A 16,472-nucleotide genomic window follows, 5' to 3' on the forward strand; every position below is an offset into this window, starting at 1 on the left:
TTAGTTTCCTATTAACGGAGCAGACGAATTGAATTTGCTACTACAATGATTGAACTTAAAGACATACCGATAACGGCCATCCATGGGCTTAAGTATCCAGCCACTGCAAGAGGAAGAATAAGTGCGTTGTAACCTATAGCCCAGACCATATTCTGTTTAATCTTATGGCGTACCTTGATTGCCATACTAACAGCAAATTTTACATTACTTAATTTCGAATTTAATAAAATGATATCGGCTGAACGTTTCGCCATGTCACTCGCGTCACCTACTGCAATAGATACATCGGCAGCCGCTAATACAGGCGCGTCATTAATACCATCTCCAATCATCAACACTTTATGTCCATCAGCTTGTAAACTTTGGATGTAATTGAGTTTTTGTTGAGGAGTTTGCCTAAAATACACATTGGGAATTCCCAAGGCGTTGGCAACCGAGGTAGCACTTGTTTCGGCGTCACCACTTAACATCACTAATTGTTTGCTACTCAGGTCATTGACGAGCTGTTTAGCGTCTTTTTTGACTACATCTTTTACCGTGAATGCGGCGATTAATTGTTTGCCTAATTGCAAATACACGCGAGAGTCATCAGGGTTTACTGGCAAATTTAATTTATCATCTAAAATGCTTAAATTACCAATCTTTACAATTTGTGATTGATAGGTACCTTGCAAGCCTTTGCCAGCAATGGTGTCTACGTGATTAACCTCTAGAGGCGTTTTGGATTGAAACGCTTGGGAGATTGGATGTTTAGAATACTGCTCGATGCCAGCCGCTAAGTTGAATACAAAATTTTCGTCTGAATGATTAAATAGCTCAACTTCACTTACACTAAAGTGACCATTAGTGAGGGTACCTGTTTTATCAAAAATTACCGTATCGACATCAGGCATGACGTCAATTATATTTGCTCTTTTTACCAATAAACCATATTGGTTTAACTTTGCTATGGCGCTAGTTAATGCCGTGGGGGTTGCTAAGCTTAATGCACAAGGGCAGGTGGCGACTAAAATCGATATGGCCACCCAAAATGCCCGATCTGGTTGATAAGCTAACCAACCGAAATAACTAATCAGAGTAATTCCTAGAACAATTACAATAAAATATTTTGAGGCTACATCAGCATACACTGCAGCCTTGGGTTTATCGGCAAGGGCTAATTCTTGCAAACGTAGTATTTTATTTACTAAGGATAATTTAAGTTCATTTTCAACTTCTATTTCAAATGAGCCTGACAGACTAATGGTGCCGCCATACACATGGTCACCAATATTCTTTTTGATTTTCTCAGACTCACCCGTCAACATGGACTCATCTACGTTTCCATCGCCAGATGTTATCACCCCATCGACTGGAAACGTTTCACCAGGGCGGACTAGTATTTTTTGTCCTGGTTTAAGGTGTTTTGCTAACACCGAGTTTTGCTTGTTATCACTATCTATCTGAATGGCCGTCAGTGGAATGTATTTAAACATATTGGCAGATATGAGACTGGCTTGGTGTCGTGAACGGTGTTCTAAAAAGCGGCTGATTAGTAATAAAAAGATGAACATACAAACTGATTCAAAATAAATTTCGCCGGTATGGGTAATTGTTGCCCAAGCACTAGCCACAAAAGTACCGATAATGGCTATTGAAACGGAAAAGTCCATATTTACAGATTTCATTCGTAATGAACTAAATGCACTTTTATAAAAAGTAAAGCCAGAATATAGCACCACAGGCGTGGTTAATAGAAAACTCACCCAGTGGAGAAATTCTTTGGTTGTATCTTCTATTGAGCCAAAAATACCAAAATACAGTCCGATGGCTAACATCATGACCTGCATACTCATAAGGCCTGCTAATCCAATACGTTTTAAATAGCTTTTGGTTTCTTTTTGGTAAGAAGCTTCGTGTTCGTCCGCTTGAAAGGGAAGGGCGTGATAGCCTACTGACTCAAGTTGTGAAATGATTTCACTTAGCTTTAATTGCGAATCGATCCAATTTATCGTTGCTCTTCGCGCAGAAACATTCACCGCGATGCGTTTAATACCAGGGGTTTTTAAAAGTTGTCTTTCAATTAACCAACCACAAGCAGCGCAACTTATGCCTTCAATGGTTAATTGTATTTGCTTTTGACTACCGTCATCAACCACAAATTCTTGTTGAATTTCCTCGTGATCGTATGCCTTCAATCTATCAAGGGTTTCTGTTAACTGTTCGTCGCCTTTATCGGCAAACTCTGTTCTGAAGCGGTAATAATCTTCTAATCCATTTTCAACAATTGCTTCAGCAACAGCTTGGCAACCTGGGCAACACATTTTGCGAGGTTTACCTAAAATATCTGCCCAGAAAACCTCTCCTTTGGGGATAGGAAGGCCACAATGGTAACAGCTATTTGGATTATTATTTTCCATTAAGGGTTAAAGTTGAAAGGGGCTTTCTGGGGTAAACCTTTATCCTGCATTATTTTCCATTGCTCATCTAAAGGCGAAAGAGTGAGTTTCCATTTACCTTTTATTGGTTCCTCAGCAGTCGCTTTGTAAATTCCATTAGCATCTTGCGTGAGTAATAATGAAAAATCTTTATCTTGCAGAGTCGCGTGGTAAAAATGAAGTTTTAACGCTTCTCCTGAATTTGGTTTACCAGACAAGAACTCGAGTTGTACCCGATTATCAGTGATGGTTAAGACAGTAGAGATTCCCTGAGCTTTTGCTTCTTGTATCTTGGTTAACTCTAAATTAATGCCTTTACCTTCTTTGTAATAATCGTCTATTACTAAACTATCTTCAGTGTTCAAGGCGAGGTTTAACATAGTGACACTTAGGCAAATAGATACAACAGGTATGGTGATTAAAAACCAAGGCCAAAATTGTTTATACCAAGGTGTTTTATCTGAGCGATTCATTAATATTTACTTCTTATTTAAGAAAATAAAGCCTCGATAAACGAGGCTTTATTAGGAACGAACTTAGTGTTTATTTGTTTTTAGATAAACTATAAACATAGGTCGCTACAAGGTGTATTTTCTTTTCTCCCAAAGTATTTTTGAAAGAAGGCATCACACCAGCACGACCATAATTAACGGTTTCTGTAACCACATCGGTGCTTCCACCATATAGCCAAATATTATCCGTTAAGTTTGGAGCACCAAGAGCTTGATTTCCTTTACCGTCAGGACCGTGACAAGCAGAACATACTGCAAAGCGTGCTTTACCAGCTTCTTTTAAATCAGGGTCAACTTGACGGCCACTTAAGCTAAGTGCATAAGCAACAACTTCTTCAACACCTTTTTCGCCAAATGAGGGTAACCATGCTGCCATGTTAGCTTGACGGCCAAGGGTTAAGGTTTCAACTATCTTCTCTGGTGTGCCACCGTATAACCAGTCATGGTCAGTCAGGTTAGGGAAGCCGCGTTGGCCTCGAGCATCAGAACCATGGCATTGGGAACAGTTTTGCATAAACAAACGCTGACCAATTTTTAATGCTTCTTCGTTGTTAACCAAAACTTCAATAGGCTGTTCAGCATATTGATTGAAAATAGGCGCAAATTTTTCTTCCGCTTTTTCAAGTTCTCGGTCGTATTCAACACCAACACCACCTAAACCGAATAGGGCAGTTTTAGCTTCTTCTCTAGAAGCCAATACGGCGTCTTTAGATTCTTGTAGTGTTTGTACGTTTTGGTTAGAGCTTTTCCAACCTAACAAACCTTTCCAATTCCCTAAACCCGGGTAAAGTAATAAATATAATATTCCCCAAATCATGGTCATATAGAACATGATTGTCCACCACTTAGGTAATGGGTTATTAATTTCGATAATACCATCAAATGAATGATGCATATCGTCACCTTCTGCAACGCCTGTTTTGTTTAACAGACACCAACGTAAAATCAGGTAACACCCTAGAATTGTTCCCAATGAGATTACTGAGACCCAAATACTCCAAAAGCTACTCATTTATCGAAGACTCCCGCTCTTTTTTTTCTGTTTGTTGGGTTGGCTCATCATCAAAAACCAAATTTTCTGCTTCATCGAATCTTTTTTTAGCGCGGCCACTAAAAGCCCAAACCACTATGCCAATAAAGCAAACAAAAACCACAACTGTAAATATGCTACCCGCTGCACCGTAATCCATACTATTTCAGCGCCGTTCCTAGAGATTGTAGATAGGCGATTAAGGCCTCCATCTCTGTTTTACCTTTTACTGCTTCTTTCGCACCTGCGATTTCTTCTTCGCTGTAAGGTACGCCGAAGTCTTTAAAGACGCGCAGTTTTTTCTCAATCAATTCGCCGTCAAGAGTATTTTCGGCTAACCAAGGGAACCCTGGCATATTTGATTCAGGAACAACGTCTCTAGGATTCAGTAGGTGAACGCGATGCCAATCATCACTGTAACGACCGCCAACTCGTGCAAGGTCAGGTCCAGTTCGTTTTGAACCCCATAAAAATGGGTGTTCCCAAACCGACTCACCTGCAACCGAGTAGTGACCGTAGCGTTCAGTTTCAGCTCTAAAAGGACGGATCATCTGGCTATGACAACCAACACAACCTTCGCGAATATAAATATCTCGGCCTTCCATCTCTAAGGCAGTATAAGGTTCAAGACCTTCTACTTTTTCCATTGTTTGTTGTTGGAACATTAATGGTGTGATTTCAACCATGGCACCGAAACTAATGGCGATTAGAATAAATATCGCCATCAATCCAATATTCTTCTCAACCAGCTCGTGAACGTTTTTCATCTCAAATCTCCTTATGCTGCTTGAGGTTGAGGTGAGTTTTCAGGATCTTTTGAAAACTCTTCATTAGGTGTACGTACAGTTTTGTAAACGTTGTAAGCCATCAATAACATACCAGCAACAACGAATGCACCACCAATAAAGCGAACAAAATAGAAAGGCTTAGACGCTTGTAATGATTCAACAAAACTATAAGTTAGTGTGCCGTCTGGGTTCACTGCGCGCCACATCAAACCTTGTAATACACCTGACATCCACATGGCTACAATGTAAAGAACTACACCAATAGTGGCCAACCAGAAATGTACGTTTACCCATTTAATGCTGTACATCGCAGGTTTATTAAACAGTACTGGGATAAGGTGATAAATAGAACCGATTGACACCATTGCCACCCAACCTAATGCACCTGAGTGTACGTGCCCAATTGTCCAATCCGTATAGTGAGAAAGGGCATTAACGGTTTTAATTGCCATCATTGGACCTTCGAAAGTCGACATGCCATAAAATGAAAGAGAAACAATTAAGAATCGTAAAATTGGGTCGGTACGCAATTTATGCCATGCACCAGATAAGGTCATAATACCGTTAATCATGCCACCCCAAGACGGAACAAATAGGATGATTGACATAACCATACCAAGGGACTGTGTCCAATCAGGTAAAGCGGTGTAATGCAAATGGTGAGGGCCTGCCCAAATGTAAAGAGAGGTAAGTGCCCAGAAATGGACAACTGACAGACGATAGGAATAGACCGGTCTGCCAGCTTGTTTAGGTACGAAATAATACATCATACCCAAGAAACCTGCTGTTAAGAAGAAACCTACAGCGTTATGGCCGTACCACCACTGCATCATTGCATCTACAGCACCGGCATAAATCGAATAGGATTTAAACAAGGAAACAGGGATTGCCATGCTGTTACCAATGTGCAATACAGCAACAGTAAGCATGAAGGCTCCAAAGAACCAGTTTGCCACATATATGTGCGACACTTTGCGTACTACAATTGTACCGAAGAAGTTAATAATGTAAGCCAACCAGACTAGGGTGATTAAGATATCAATTGGCCATTCTAGTTCAGCGTACTCTTTAGTAGTCGTTAACCCTAAAGGCAAGGTGATTGCAGCTGAAACAATAACAGCTTGCCATCCCCAAAATGTAAAAGACGCCAACTTGTCACTAAAAATCCTAACTTGCGATGTTCGTTGCACTACATAGTATGAAGTGGCAAACAGAGCACATCCACCAAATGCAAATATAACGGCATTGGTATGTAAAGGACGCAATCGTGAAAAGGTGAGGTAAGGAATGTCAAAATTTAAGGCTGGCCAGTAAAGTTGTGCTGCAATAAACACACCTACCGCCATTCCAATAATTCCCCATACGACAGTCATTATGGCAAATTGCCTAACGACCTTATAGTTGTATTCCGGATGTACTTGGCTGGCTACGCTCATATCAATGGATCTTCCACATCATTATTTATGACAAAAATAACGAATTATTTTTGATTTGTTATGTGTATGTGACACTATTGTCACGGTTTTTACATTTCATTAACCTAAGTCTATGAATTCGTTTTCAAAACTTAGATTTTGAAGACGCGATCATAAAGTTTTTGCCATAAAAAAGATAGCATAAACACCATAAGGTTGATCTTAATCAATAGATTTTCAGCATTTCTTGTTTTTATTCTGGTGATCATTCAAACTAACTTTCAAATAATCACCACACTCGCTCATTTCATAGGTACAACACTCTGATTAAACGTATCTTTCCTATTATAGTTGTAATTTTGATTCTTTCCGTAGTTTATTCACTGAATAATAAAAACGACTCAATTCTATCGAATAATCTATGTTATTTGGAATCGAAATCGTGCGTTATTCAAATGGAAGACTCTATTGTGCAGGTAGCCTTTTCTAGGTTTCCAATAGTGATTGAAGAAATGCTCAATATAGAAATAACTTACGACACTCAATATGTGGTTAGAAAAGGTTGGTTAGAAGGCACTAATATGTACATGGGGAAAACCCCACTGTTTTTAGAGTCGAGTCGAATAGATAAACAGAATAATCACGTTTTGCTCGATGCCCAATTGTTCATTGGTGCTTGCAGCGAACCTAATATGAGATGGAAATTAACCATTGAACTGGAAGATATACAAACGGGTAAAATACATACTATATTTGTATTCTTCCAAACCCAAATTTAGCTAAGTGGTCGTTACATTTGAGACTGTAAATAATTTGCTAGACCCAGTCGCTTGATCAAACCGATTTGTTGTTCCAACCAATGCGCATGATCCATTTCTGTGTCTTCCAAAAGAATCATAAGCATATCTCTGGTCACATAGTCTTTTTCTGACTCACACAACGCGATGGTTTTTTTCAACTCTTCAGTTACAGTATATTCGACACGTAAATCGCTTTCTAACATTTCTAGTACATCAGCACCGACTTTAAATCCTGAACGAACCGTCATATCAGGAGTGCCCTCTAAAAACAGCATACGTTCGATTAACTTAGTGGCATGACCTTTTTCATCGTCAAATTCATGGGCGATACGTTCATATAGTTTAGTTAATCCCCAGTCGTCATACATTTGAGAGTGAATGAAATACTGATCCATTGCTGCCAATTCATAAGCCAACAAACCGTTTAACGAATCTATTATTACTTGATTACCTTTCATATTCTAATCTCCCGAACCGACTTGCGTTTGCAAGTAATTTTCTAATCCCAATGCTGAAACTTGATACTCTTGAGTTTCCAACCAATCTAAATGTTCTTCTTCGTATTCCAAGATATCTTCTAATAAATCGCGCGATACGTAATCTTGTTCTGATTCACAAAGGGCAATGACATTTTTTAATTTGGGGATCTGTTCTAATTGGAACTTACTATCGCATGCCAGCATTTCCACGGTATCTTCGCCGATATATAGTTTTCCTAACATCTGTAAGTTAGGCAAACCTTCAAGAAACAGGATTCGTTCAATCAATTCATCGGCCTGTTTCATGTCTTTAATTGACTTTTTGTAACAAACTGAATTGAGCTTATCTAACCCCCAATTTTTATACATTCTTGCATGTAAAAAATATTGATTAATTGAGGTTAACTCTGTCGTTAACACTTCATTTAAAGCAGCAAGTATATTTGCTTGACCTTTCATCTTAAAAATCTCCCGAAAAACAATAAGGCGAGTATAGACCAATAATTGAGGGTTTGTAAGTTTTTCCTTTAAAAACAATTGGATAGTCAATAGTAATGGTTATCATTTTTGATTCTGTTATTACTCGCCAATAACAGCTACTTGTTTGAAAGAGATAACATTTGTAGGCTTTCCTCAGCAAAGCCGCTTCCTGCCTCTGTAAAAAAGTTGAAAACTTTGTCTGCGCCGGCTTTTTGCAGCAACTCGATTTCATCTTCATAACGAGCAATAGATGCAACAGTACCTTGGTAATTAGCATTTCTTAATTGTTGGGTAATATTACTGATATCTTCTACTGATGGGACTGCAAGCATGACAATATCTGTTTGACGTAAATCGAAATTCTCCCAAAAATCAACATCTTCACCGTCACCAACAAATACCTGCATATTTAATTTTTGCATTTTACGTATTCGATTCTGATCAGCATCCATTCCCCAAACCTGTTCTTTCATAACATTCTCTAATGCTTTGTATGCGCCTTTACCAACACGGCCCATACCGATTATTAGAACGCGAGCATTAGTCGGTAAGTTATAAATATCTTCCTTAAGACGTTGGGGATGTTCATAATTTTTTAGTTTATGTTTAATTCGATTATATTGTTGATGAGAAGAACGGTATCCGAAACCCGTGAATAGGAATGAAATAGACACAGCTAACGCTAAAACAACTAACCAGTGTTTTTCTACTAAATTTTCATTAACTAATAATGCAACAACAATAAGCCCAAATTCACTGTAATTTCCTAGTACTAAACTGGCTAAATATGAGGTTCTAGCGCGTAGACGTAAGCGTGTGAATATACTGAAAAATAAACCAAATTTAAGGGGGATAAGACAACATAATAAAAGTGCTGTCACTAGCATTTCAAGGGTGGGGAGTGCGGTAAAGCCGATGGATAGAAAAAAGCCAATAAGGAAAAGATCTTTGAAGCTCATAAGCGACTTAGATAGTTCTGATGCTTTGCTTTGATTAGCCAGTAACATACCAAGAACTAGGGCCCCTAAATCTCCTTTGAGACCTACTAACTCAAATAGCTCATAGCCTCCAATGGCAATAAGAAACCCCATCAGTGGGAGTAACTCGCCGTGTCCGGCTTTATCTAATAACAACGACCAAATGGGTTTGGCCAAAAACAACAGCAGTAACAATATAGCCCATACAGAGGGAACTTTTCCTGTGGCGATAACTAAAAATATTACCGCGAAAATATCTTGCATGACTAAAATACCAATGGCAACTTTCCCATGCCTAGTGCGGATCTCACCACTTTCTTCAAGTATTTTAACAATACATACGGTGCTGCTGAAGCTTAGGGAAAAAGCAATGAGAGCGCCGGTGACGATATTTATATCGGCAAAATAACCAACTCCTAATGCTGTTAGAAAAACGAAACAAGATGCAACAATAAGTACCCAAAGAAACATGTGTAAGGTGCTTCCAGCCCATACCTCAGATTTGATCAAGTCCCTAATATTGAGTTTAAGACCAATGGTGAACAGCATCAAAGTAATGCCAAGACTCGCAAGCGTATCTAAGGAAGCATTGGCTTCATAGCCCATGAAATTTAAACTAAACCCTGCAATTAAAAAGCCAATTAGCGGAGGTAATCCTATGATTTTCATGGTTAAACCGCACAAAAATGCTACTAGGATAAAAGCGAATTCCATAATACTCCAATGTTACATCTAAAAATTTGATTTGATTAAGTAATATACTTAGGGATAAAGCTGGGTTAAATAGATTTATTGTTCTAATTTTAGAATTGGCTAAATGATTTCTATATACACCTTCCAATTAAGATTATTAAAGCATAAATTTAATTAAGGTGAAATCGTCTGTTGAAATTGAAGTTTTATCAAAACTTCAATTACTTACATTTTTTTGAGTTAGTATTAAGTTAAACTAATGTGCTACTTCGATTAAGAATAAACTTAATGGATTACCAATCTAGGAAAATGAATGAGTGATAATGCAGCTTTTTTTAAAATCACTCCTGTTGATGATATTCTTTATATCGTTTTGAAAGGTGTATGGACGATTCAAGCAGACCTTGCCTACATCAGTGAATTGTCTGTAATTGCAAGTAAAAAAAGAAGCCGTGACTGGGGGGGTTGTGTTGACATGTCTCAGTGGACATTGCCCAAGGAAGTCTTTGAATCTCCGTTTAAAAGTAAACTGATGTTAAAACGTAAAAATCAAGTTGGTGAAAGTTGGATAACAAAATCGTCAAATCAAGGAGAGGAACTAATGTTCTTTTTCGACGATTGCTCTTTTAACCCAAAACGATTCGATAAGGCAGAAGATGGTTTAAATTATTTAGAAAGCTTAGGGTTAAAAGTTCCTGAATATGACCTAATAAAAAATTATCCATGATGATTATTTGGCCTATTTAGTGTTTGGCGTCATCGAGTTTTCGAATAAACTTACCATCGATACCGTTAATTTCTTAAATGAAATAACAACGTTGCATTTTAATTGTGGTAAAATAATTGCACGTAATATTGCTTTTAGGTGAATGCATACTTAGTAACATGCAATAAAGCGTCTTCTGTCCTATGAGTTGATGCGTTTAAAAACATTTTTTCCCTTATCTATTTTTCTGCGGACTAACTATTAAATGGAAAAAAAATTAGACATCAACAAATGGCGATTTAATTTCCCTCCCCAAATCGCTATTTTAATTTACTCCGTTGTCGCAGGTGTCATCACATCGATTCTTATCGCGCTGTTAGTTTTGTATATACAAACACAAGAGCGTAATTACATAGACAATGTCACCCAAAACACCTCTAACAAAATAAAAATATTGCTTGAGGACGATCTGCAAAAGCGAATGTTGACCTTGTCGGAGTTCGCACAACTTTCACATATTTCAAATAGGTTAACAGACCAAGATTGGAATTTGCTTGGTAAGGCTCTTTACGACTCCCATAGCGGGTATCAGGCCATCGGGTGGATTGATAGTTCATTTCATGTACGAAAAATTATACCGTTAATGGGCAATGAAACAGCTTTGAATATTGATTTAAATTCAATCCCTGATTCCTTTAATGCTGCAATGGAAGCTAAAAACAACGGCACCGCGATGGTCACAGTTCCGATTACTTCTGAAGATGGAAAAACCGGTTTCGGAATATTTGTACCTGTATTTAACAATGACAATAACCACAAAGAGTTAGAAGGTTTTATTGGCAGCGTGATTCTTTTTAACCACTATTTTGAAGAAGTACTGCCGTCTTATTTGCTATTTGATCATCAAATTTTGATATCTGTGAATGGCGAGAATATTTTTCCTGAAAAATTCGATGCCAATTTAATTGATACCACGTGGAGTAAAACCGCAAACTTCACACTACAAAACCAAGATTGGCAGGTTACCATTGCGCCAACTAATCAGTTTTTAGCCCTAAAGCATTATCGCATGATCAAAGTGTTATCGATGCCGGGGTTGTTACTAAGTTTATGTGTAGCTATAGCGTTTTATGCGGTTTTACTTTCTAGAAAAAGAGAAAAGTCGTTAGAGGATGATCGTAAGAAGAATGAGCACTTTTTAAAAATGCTGCCAGGCATGGCTTACCGTGCCCTAAATACAGATGGATGGCCTATTGTGCTAGTCAATGAGGAGTGTGAGGAGTTAACCGGATATCGCAAACAAGAGTTTGAGTCCGGAGATATTATTTGGGGGAAAATCATTCACCCTGAAGATTATCAACGAATTGAACAACTCGTAGACGAAGCGGTTAATCAAAAACAACGTTTTGAATTCGAATACAGAATAATTACTAAAAGCAATGATATTAAATACGTGTGGGAAAGAGGAGAGGCTTTACTCAATGATCTCTCTAATTCCGATGAAGCAATAGTATTTGAAGGGTTTATTACCGATATTACTTCTATTAAACAAGCCCAAGCAGATCTGCTACATAGTCACGCGTTTGCTCAGGCTATTGTTAATTCTGTTGTTGAAGCTGTAATAACAATAGATCAACAAGGAAGTATAAAAAGTTTCAATAGAGCCGCATTAAAAATGTTTGGCTACGCTTTACAAGAGGTTTTAGGTAAAAACGTTAAGATACTCATGCCGCCGCGACAAAGTGAACAACATGATCAATATCTTGCTAAATACATTGAAACAAATGAAACCCATATTATTGGAACGGGTCGAGTTTTAACAGCAAAGCGTAAAGATGGATCACTGTTTCCAATACATTTATCGGTCAGTGAAATAGTAAATCCTGAGGGCAGAGTATTTGTGGGGTTAATTAGAGACATTACTCAACAATTGGCATCGGAAGATAAAACTCGTCGTCTTACGGAGCAATTAGCCCACTTCGACAGGTTAAATGCCTTAGGTGAAATGGCGGTTGCAGTGGCACATGAAATTAATCAGCCGTTAACGGCTATAGCGTTGTTTTCAGCTACGGCTAAAAATATGTGTGAAAAACGTACTTTTGATAGGCTACCTGAATTACTCGATAAATTAACTCAGCAATCCCTGCGCGCTGGTAGCGTGCTGGAACGCGTTCAAAGAATGACTAAAAAGGGAGACAGCCAAAAGGAAGCGGTAGAGAGTAATATATTAATAGAGGAGGTGATTAAGTTAATAGAACCGATTTCACGCTTGAACGAAATTATCATTCAAGTGGAGATGGATGATGATAATGTCGAAGTCTTTGTTGATCGAGTACAAATTCAACAAGTTATCCTTAATTTATTGCGAAATGCCATGGAATCAATGCAAACGATAGAGTTTAAAAATGGCAACATTTTAACGATTAGAGCCATGCAAACTTCAAGTAGGGTGTTAAAGATAGCCATAGAAGATACCGGTTGTGGTTTATCTCAAGAGTTAAAAGACAAACTCTACACGCCTTTTAGTAGCACTAAAAAGAATGGAATGGGGATTGGTTTGTCAATTTCAAAATCAATTATTGAGGAACACGGTGGACAATTAAACTTCAAAGATAATAAACAATACGGGACCACTTTTTATTTTACGCTACCTATTTCGGGAGAGAAATTCCATGACTGATGAACAAACAGTATTTATTATCGATGATGACGAAGGGATTCGAGACGGTATGGAGATGTTATTAGCATCCATTGGTCTTAGAGCAAAAACCTTTGTCAATGGTTATGAATTTTTAGAGCATTTTAATAAAGAAATGAAGGGATGTATCGTTCTTGATATTAGAATGCCCAAAATGAGTGGTTTAGAATTACAGTTAAAGTTAAAAGAATTAAATAGCATGCTGCCTATTATTTTTATTACAGGTCACGGCGACATTCCAATGGCAGTAGAAGCAATGCGCAATGGTGCTATAGACTTTATCCGCAAACCCTTTAATGAACAAAACTTGATTGATCGTATAAATGAAGCTTTAGCATTAAATACGAAACAAAATGCGCGTATTTTTAACAAGCAAAATGAAGTGAAGAAAATAAGTCTTCTTTCAAACCGCGAAAGAGAAGTATTTAACTTAGTGACAGAAGGTGCAATGAATAAAATGATAGCTTCTGAGCTAAATATCAGTGAGCGCACAGTTGAGGTTCATAGGTCCCATGTGATGGAAAAGCTCGGAGCTAAAACCCTTGCACAATTAGTGCGTATTAAAATTCTGTCTGAACAATAGATAAAAAAAGGAGTTCATCAATGGTTGGATACGATGAACTCCAAAGAGGAACTGAAACTAATGTTTCAGGTAATTGCTGTGTAACTGGGTCTACACACATACATATTATCCAATAGATATTTTTAGGGTATTAGGGATTACCACAATATCCCCCAAGCTAGATTGTGATAAACCCAAATCATCTGCTACCAATTTGTCTCAACATTCAAATAACTTTCTAATTTTTACAAAATTTAGAGTTTTAATACCTTCTTAGAATAAAAACCAAGTTTTTAATCACTCTTTTTAAATGCAAAAAGAGCGGTAAAAATAACACTCGAAATGTATTGAAGCTTAACTATAAGTGTTTTCCACAATTAATTACGAGAAACCTCCAATAACCTAAATTTGATACCAATCGTAAACTAATTTGTATCGGCATGATGCGAGATTAATTGCCAATAAACGCCACTTTTAAAAGACCACAAACAGGTTATTAAATAGAACAATATAAGCGAAATAAACACATCTAAAAAATAGCGTTATAAAGCTAGCCACTTTTTATTGTGTAGCTTATTTTTTTAAGACCGTTGGGTTAATTAAATTATTAATTAATAGAGGAAAGCAGATGGTAATTTCAAATAGTCGGTATGTAAGTCATTTAACCCGCGATACCTTAGCTTTGGTTCTAGCTGGGGGAAAAGGGACTCGTTTGTGTGAATTGACTCAACACCAAGCAAAACCCGCAGTGCAATTTGGCGGTAAATTTAGAATTATAGACTTCCCTTTGTCGAATTGTATTAACTCGGGAATTAGAAAAATAGGCGTATTGACTCAATACAAGGCTTATAGTCTTCTGCGCCATCTTGCTAGTGGGTGGGGACATTTGAATCGAGAATTGGGAGAGTATGTAGAGCTACTTCCAGCCTCACAACAGTACTCCAATAGTTGGTATGCCGGCACGGCTGATGCGTTGTATCAAAATATCGGCTTTATTCGCGAAAACGCACCCAAATATATAGTGGTGTTATCGGGTGATCACATATACAAAATGGATTACGGTGATATGTTAGCGCAACATGCCAAAAGTGGAGCTGATATGACTATTTCATGTATTGAAATGCCCATAGAAGAAGCTGCTGGTAAATTTGGCGTTATGTCGGTTGGTGACAACAAAAGAATAAATGAATTTCAAGAAAAACCCCTGAATCCTTGGGTGATGAAAAATAAGCCAGGTTCAACATTAGCATCTATGGGAAATTATGTTTTTAGTACTGATTTTTTAATTGAAAAACTAATAGAGGATGCAAAAAATCCCCAATCTCAACACGATTTTGGTCATGATATTATTCCAAATGCGATTAAAAACGATCATGTCGAAGCGTTCTTATTTCGCTCTGAAAAGCCAAATGTAGCGCCTTATTGGAGAGATGTTGGGACACTAGATTCGTTTTGGAACGCCAACATGGATTTGGTCACTGCAACACCCGATATAGATTTATATGATAAAGACTGGCCGATTTGGACCTATCAAAAGCAGTCACCTCCCGCAAAGTTTATTTTTGACGAAAAAAACCAAAGTGGCTATGCAGTAGATTCAAACGTTTCTGGTGGATGCATAATATCTGGTGCAGTCGTAAAGCAGTCTTTATTGTTTTCTAATGTTCTTGTTGAAAGTAATAGCCTTGTTGAAAAATCGGTTATTCTTCCAAATGTTAATATTGGTAAAAACGTAAAAATACATTCTGCTGTTATTGATGAAAACTGCAAAATACCGGACAATTTTGAGATTGGTTTAGACCACCGTTTAGACAAAGCGCGAGGATTTAGAATTAGTCAGGGAGGAGTCGTTTTGGTCACTAGTGATATGTTAAACGAACTGCAAAAAGCAGAAATATATGCACAAAGTGTTGATCATAAAAAGATGAGTGCATAACAAGTTTAGTGCTTATGCAGCGCCTTGAGTATGAGTAAATGAATAAGAATATAGGTAAATCATCAGATATGAGATTTACCTAATTGCCCTTAATCTCTAGCCCTGTTCTAACGGGGTGTAATGCTATAAATAACCTGATTATCATCTTCAGGGTCAATTTCCATTTGCATCCCCACACTTTGAGCAAACCTATGCATTTTAGTATTACTTCGAAAATCAATAGAGTAAAGTTTGTTAATGCAATTTGCTCTAGCATGCACGTACAAATGGTTAAATAGCTCTTTGCCAATGCCCAATTTTTGATAATCATCTGCTACTGTAATAGCCATTTCTCGGGCATCGCTTTGTTCTGTTTTGACATACCGACAGACCCCAATTTGTTTCTCTTTGCCATCTTCTTCGATGGTTGCGATGTATGCCATATTGTTAACAAAATCAATGTCACACATTTTGTCTAACATCGCAGGGGATAATTCTCTTATACCTTCCATAAAACGGTTATGTTTACTTACGGGGGAGAGATTTTTAACAAACTCAGCCTCAATATTCTTATCTTCAGTTGATATTGGTCGAATGGTGACATTTAATTTGCCAATTTTTAAACAGGAATGATCCGTAGTTAGTTTAACTGTCATGGTGTGCTTTCTCTGTTTGATAAAACGGATGCCAAAAAAATAAGTATAGTAAAGATGCACGTTCAAGCAATAAGGGAAAGCATTGGCTATATTGTGGGTAATACTTAATCCAAGATTAAAAGTAAGCCGATTTTAAATTTCGTTAATTACCCAATAGCCAGTTTGGACAGTTAATTTAGATACTTTAGACATAGAATGATTGGAGTAGTCTCACTACGTAGTTTCCACATTTTAATAAGAGGAATTGCCAATTTATTGACTATGTACCAAGTATTAAAATTCAGATTATTATAGTAGAAGAACCAAAAATGACTGTTAAAACGCTTTCGGCTTCAATATTACGA

General features: G+C 37.5%; 15 protein-coding genes. 5 read left to right on the top strand and 10 right to left on the bottom strand.

The features are described 5' to 3' along the window. Positions 1-11 precede the first annotated feature (11 nt). The 6 genes from AB6T38_RS03900 to ccoN form a co-directional block, all read right to left on the bottom strand. The gene (locus AB6T38_RS03900; RefSeq protein ID WP_372546080.1) at positions 12-2,399 is read right to left on the bottom strand and encodes a heavy metal translocating P-type ATPase; all 2,388 of its coding nucleotides are present in this window, start codon (positions 2,397-2,399) and stop codon (positions 12-14) included. Next, the gene (locus tag AB6T38_RS03905; protein ID WP_348490661.1) at positions 2,399-2,890 is read right to left on the bottom strand and encodes a FixH family protein; all 492 of its coding nucleotides are present in this window, start codon (positions 2,888-2,890) and stop codon (positions 2,399-2,401) included. Before AB6T38_RS03905 ends, AB6T38_RS03900 begins: the two co-directional genes overlap by 1 nt. A gap of 70 nt (positions 2,891-2,960) precedes the next feature. Beyond that, complete coding sequence (gene ccoP, locus AB6T38_RS03910; RefSeq protein ID WP_348490663.1) at positions 2,961-3,941, bottom strand: cytochrome-c oxidase, cbb3-type subunit III; 981 nt, start codon at positions 3,939-3,941, stop codon at positions 2,961-2,963. Further along, positions 3,934-4,119: a CcoQ/FixQ family Cbb3-type cytochrome c oxidase assembly chaperone gene (locus AB6T38_RS03915; protein ID WP_348490664.1), complete on the bottom strand. Its 186-nt coding sequence runs from the start codon at positions 4,117-4,119 to the stop codon at positions 3,934-3,936. Before AB6T38_RS03915 ends, ccoP begins: the two co-directional genes overlap by 8 nt. Before the next feature lies 1 nt (position 4,120). Next, positions 4,121-4,726, bottom strand: a complete 606-nt coding sequence (ccoO, locus tag AB6T38_RS03920) for a cytochrome-c oxidase, cbb3-type subunit II (protein ID WP_372546081.1) — start codon at positions 4,724-4,726, stop codon at positions 4,121-4,123. Between the two features lie 11 nt (positions 4,727-4,737). Further along, positions 4,738-6,183, bottom strand: a complete 1,446-nt coding sequence (gene ccoN / locus AB6T38_RS03925; RefSeq protein WP_372546082.1) for a cytochrome-c oxidase, cbb3-type subunit I — start codon at positions 6,181-6,183, stop codon at positions 4,738-4,740. Positions 6,184-6,617: 434 nt separating this feature from the next. Between ccoN and AB6T38_RS03930 the strand changes: the two genes are divergently transcribed. Continuing rightward, positions 6,618-6,941 (top strand): hypothetical protein, encoded by a 324-nt coding sequence (locus tag AB6T38_RS03930; protein WP_372546083.1) that lies wholly within the window; start codon positions 6,618-6,620, stop codon positions 6,939-6,941. Between the two features lie 11 nt (positions 6,942-6,952). Here the strand turns inward: AB6T38_RS03930 and bfr (AB6T38_RS03935) are convergent, their stop codons facing one another. The 3 genes from bfr (AB6T38_RS03935) to AB6T38_RS03945 all read right to left on the bottom strand — a co-directional run bounded on the left by bfr (AB6T38_RS03935) (position 6,953) and on the right by AB6T38_RS03945 (position 9,612). After that, positions 6,953-7,420 (bottom strand): bacterioferritin, encoded by a 468-nt coding sequence (gene bfr, locus AB6T38_RS03935; protein ID WP_348490671.1) that lies wholly within the window; start codon positions 7,418-7,420, stop codon positions 6,953-6,955. 3 nt (positions 7,421-7,423) lie between these two features. Then, positions 7,424-7,900: a bacterioferritin gene (gene bfr / locus AB6T38_RS03940; RefSeq protein WP_372546084.1), complete on the bottom strand. Its 477-nt coding sequence runs from the start codon at positions 7,898-7,900 to the stop codon at positions 7,424-7,426. 137 nt (positions 7,901-8,037) lie between these two features. After that, on the bottom strand, positions 8,038-9,612 hold the full coding sequence (locus AB6T38_RS03945) for a cation:proton antiporter (RefSeq protein WP_372546085.1): 1,575 nt from the start codon (positions 9,610-9,612) through the stop codon (positions 8,038-8,040). A gap of 292 nt (positions 9,613-9,904) precedes the next feature. On the opposite strand from AB6T38_RS03945, the gene AB6T38_RS03950 reads away from it, so the two are divergent. From AB6T38_RS03950 to glgC, 4 genes are all read left to right on the top strand, one after another. Continuing rightward, positions 9,905-10,318 (top strand): hypothetical protein, encoded by a 414-nt coding sequence (locus tag AB6T38_RS03950; protein WP_372546086.1) that lies wholly within the window; start codon positions 9,905-9,907, stop codon positions 10,316-10,318. Positions 10,319-10,562: 244 nt separating this feature from the next. Continuing rightward, entirely contained in the window at positions 10,563-12,977 is a 2,415-nt protein-coding gene (locus AB6T38_RS03955) for a PAS domain S-box protein (RefSeq protein ID WP_372546087.1), read from the top strand. Then, positions 12,970-13,578, top strand: coding sequence for a response regulator transcription factor (locus AB6T38_RS03960; RefSeq protein WP_372546088.1), 609 nt, complete (start codon positions 12,970-12,972; stop codon positions 13,576-13,578). The genes AB6T38_RS03955 and AB6T38_RS03960 overlap by 8 nt, the downstream gene beginning before the upstream one ends. A 607-nt stretch (positions 13,579-14,185) precedes the next feature. Further along, the gene (gene glgC, locus AB6T38_RS03965) at positions 14,186-15,493 is read left to right on the top strand and encodes a glucose-1-phosphate adenylyltransferase (protein WP_372546089.1); all 1,308 of its coding nucleotides are present in this window, start codon (positions 14,186-14,188) and stop codon (positions 15,491-15,493) included. Between the two features lie 107 nt (positions 15,494-15,600). Here the strand turns inward: glgC and AB6T38_RS03970 are convergent, their stop codons facing one another. After that, a complete protein-coding gene (locus AB6T38_RS03970; RefSeq protein ID WP_372546090.1) occupies positions 15,601-16,128 on the bottom strand; it encodes an N-acetyltransferase family protein in 528 nt (175 codons plus the stop codon). Positions 16,129-16,472: the final 344 nt, after the last annotated feature.

It is taken from the genome of Aliiglaciecola sp. SL4 (assembly GCF_041538045.1).
Taxonomy (GTDB): domain Bacteria; phylum Pseudomonadota; class Gammaproteobacteria; order Enterobacterales; family Alteromonadaceae; genus Aliiglaciecola.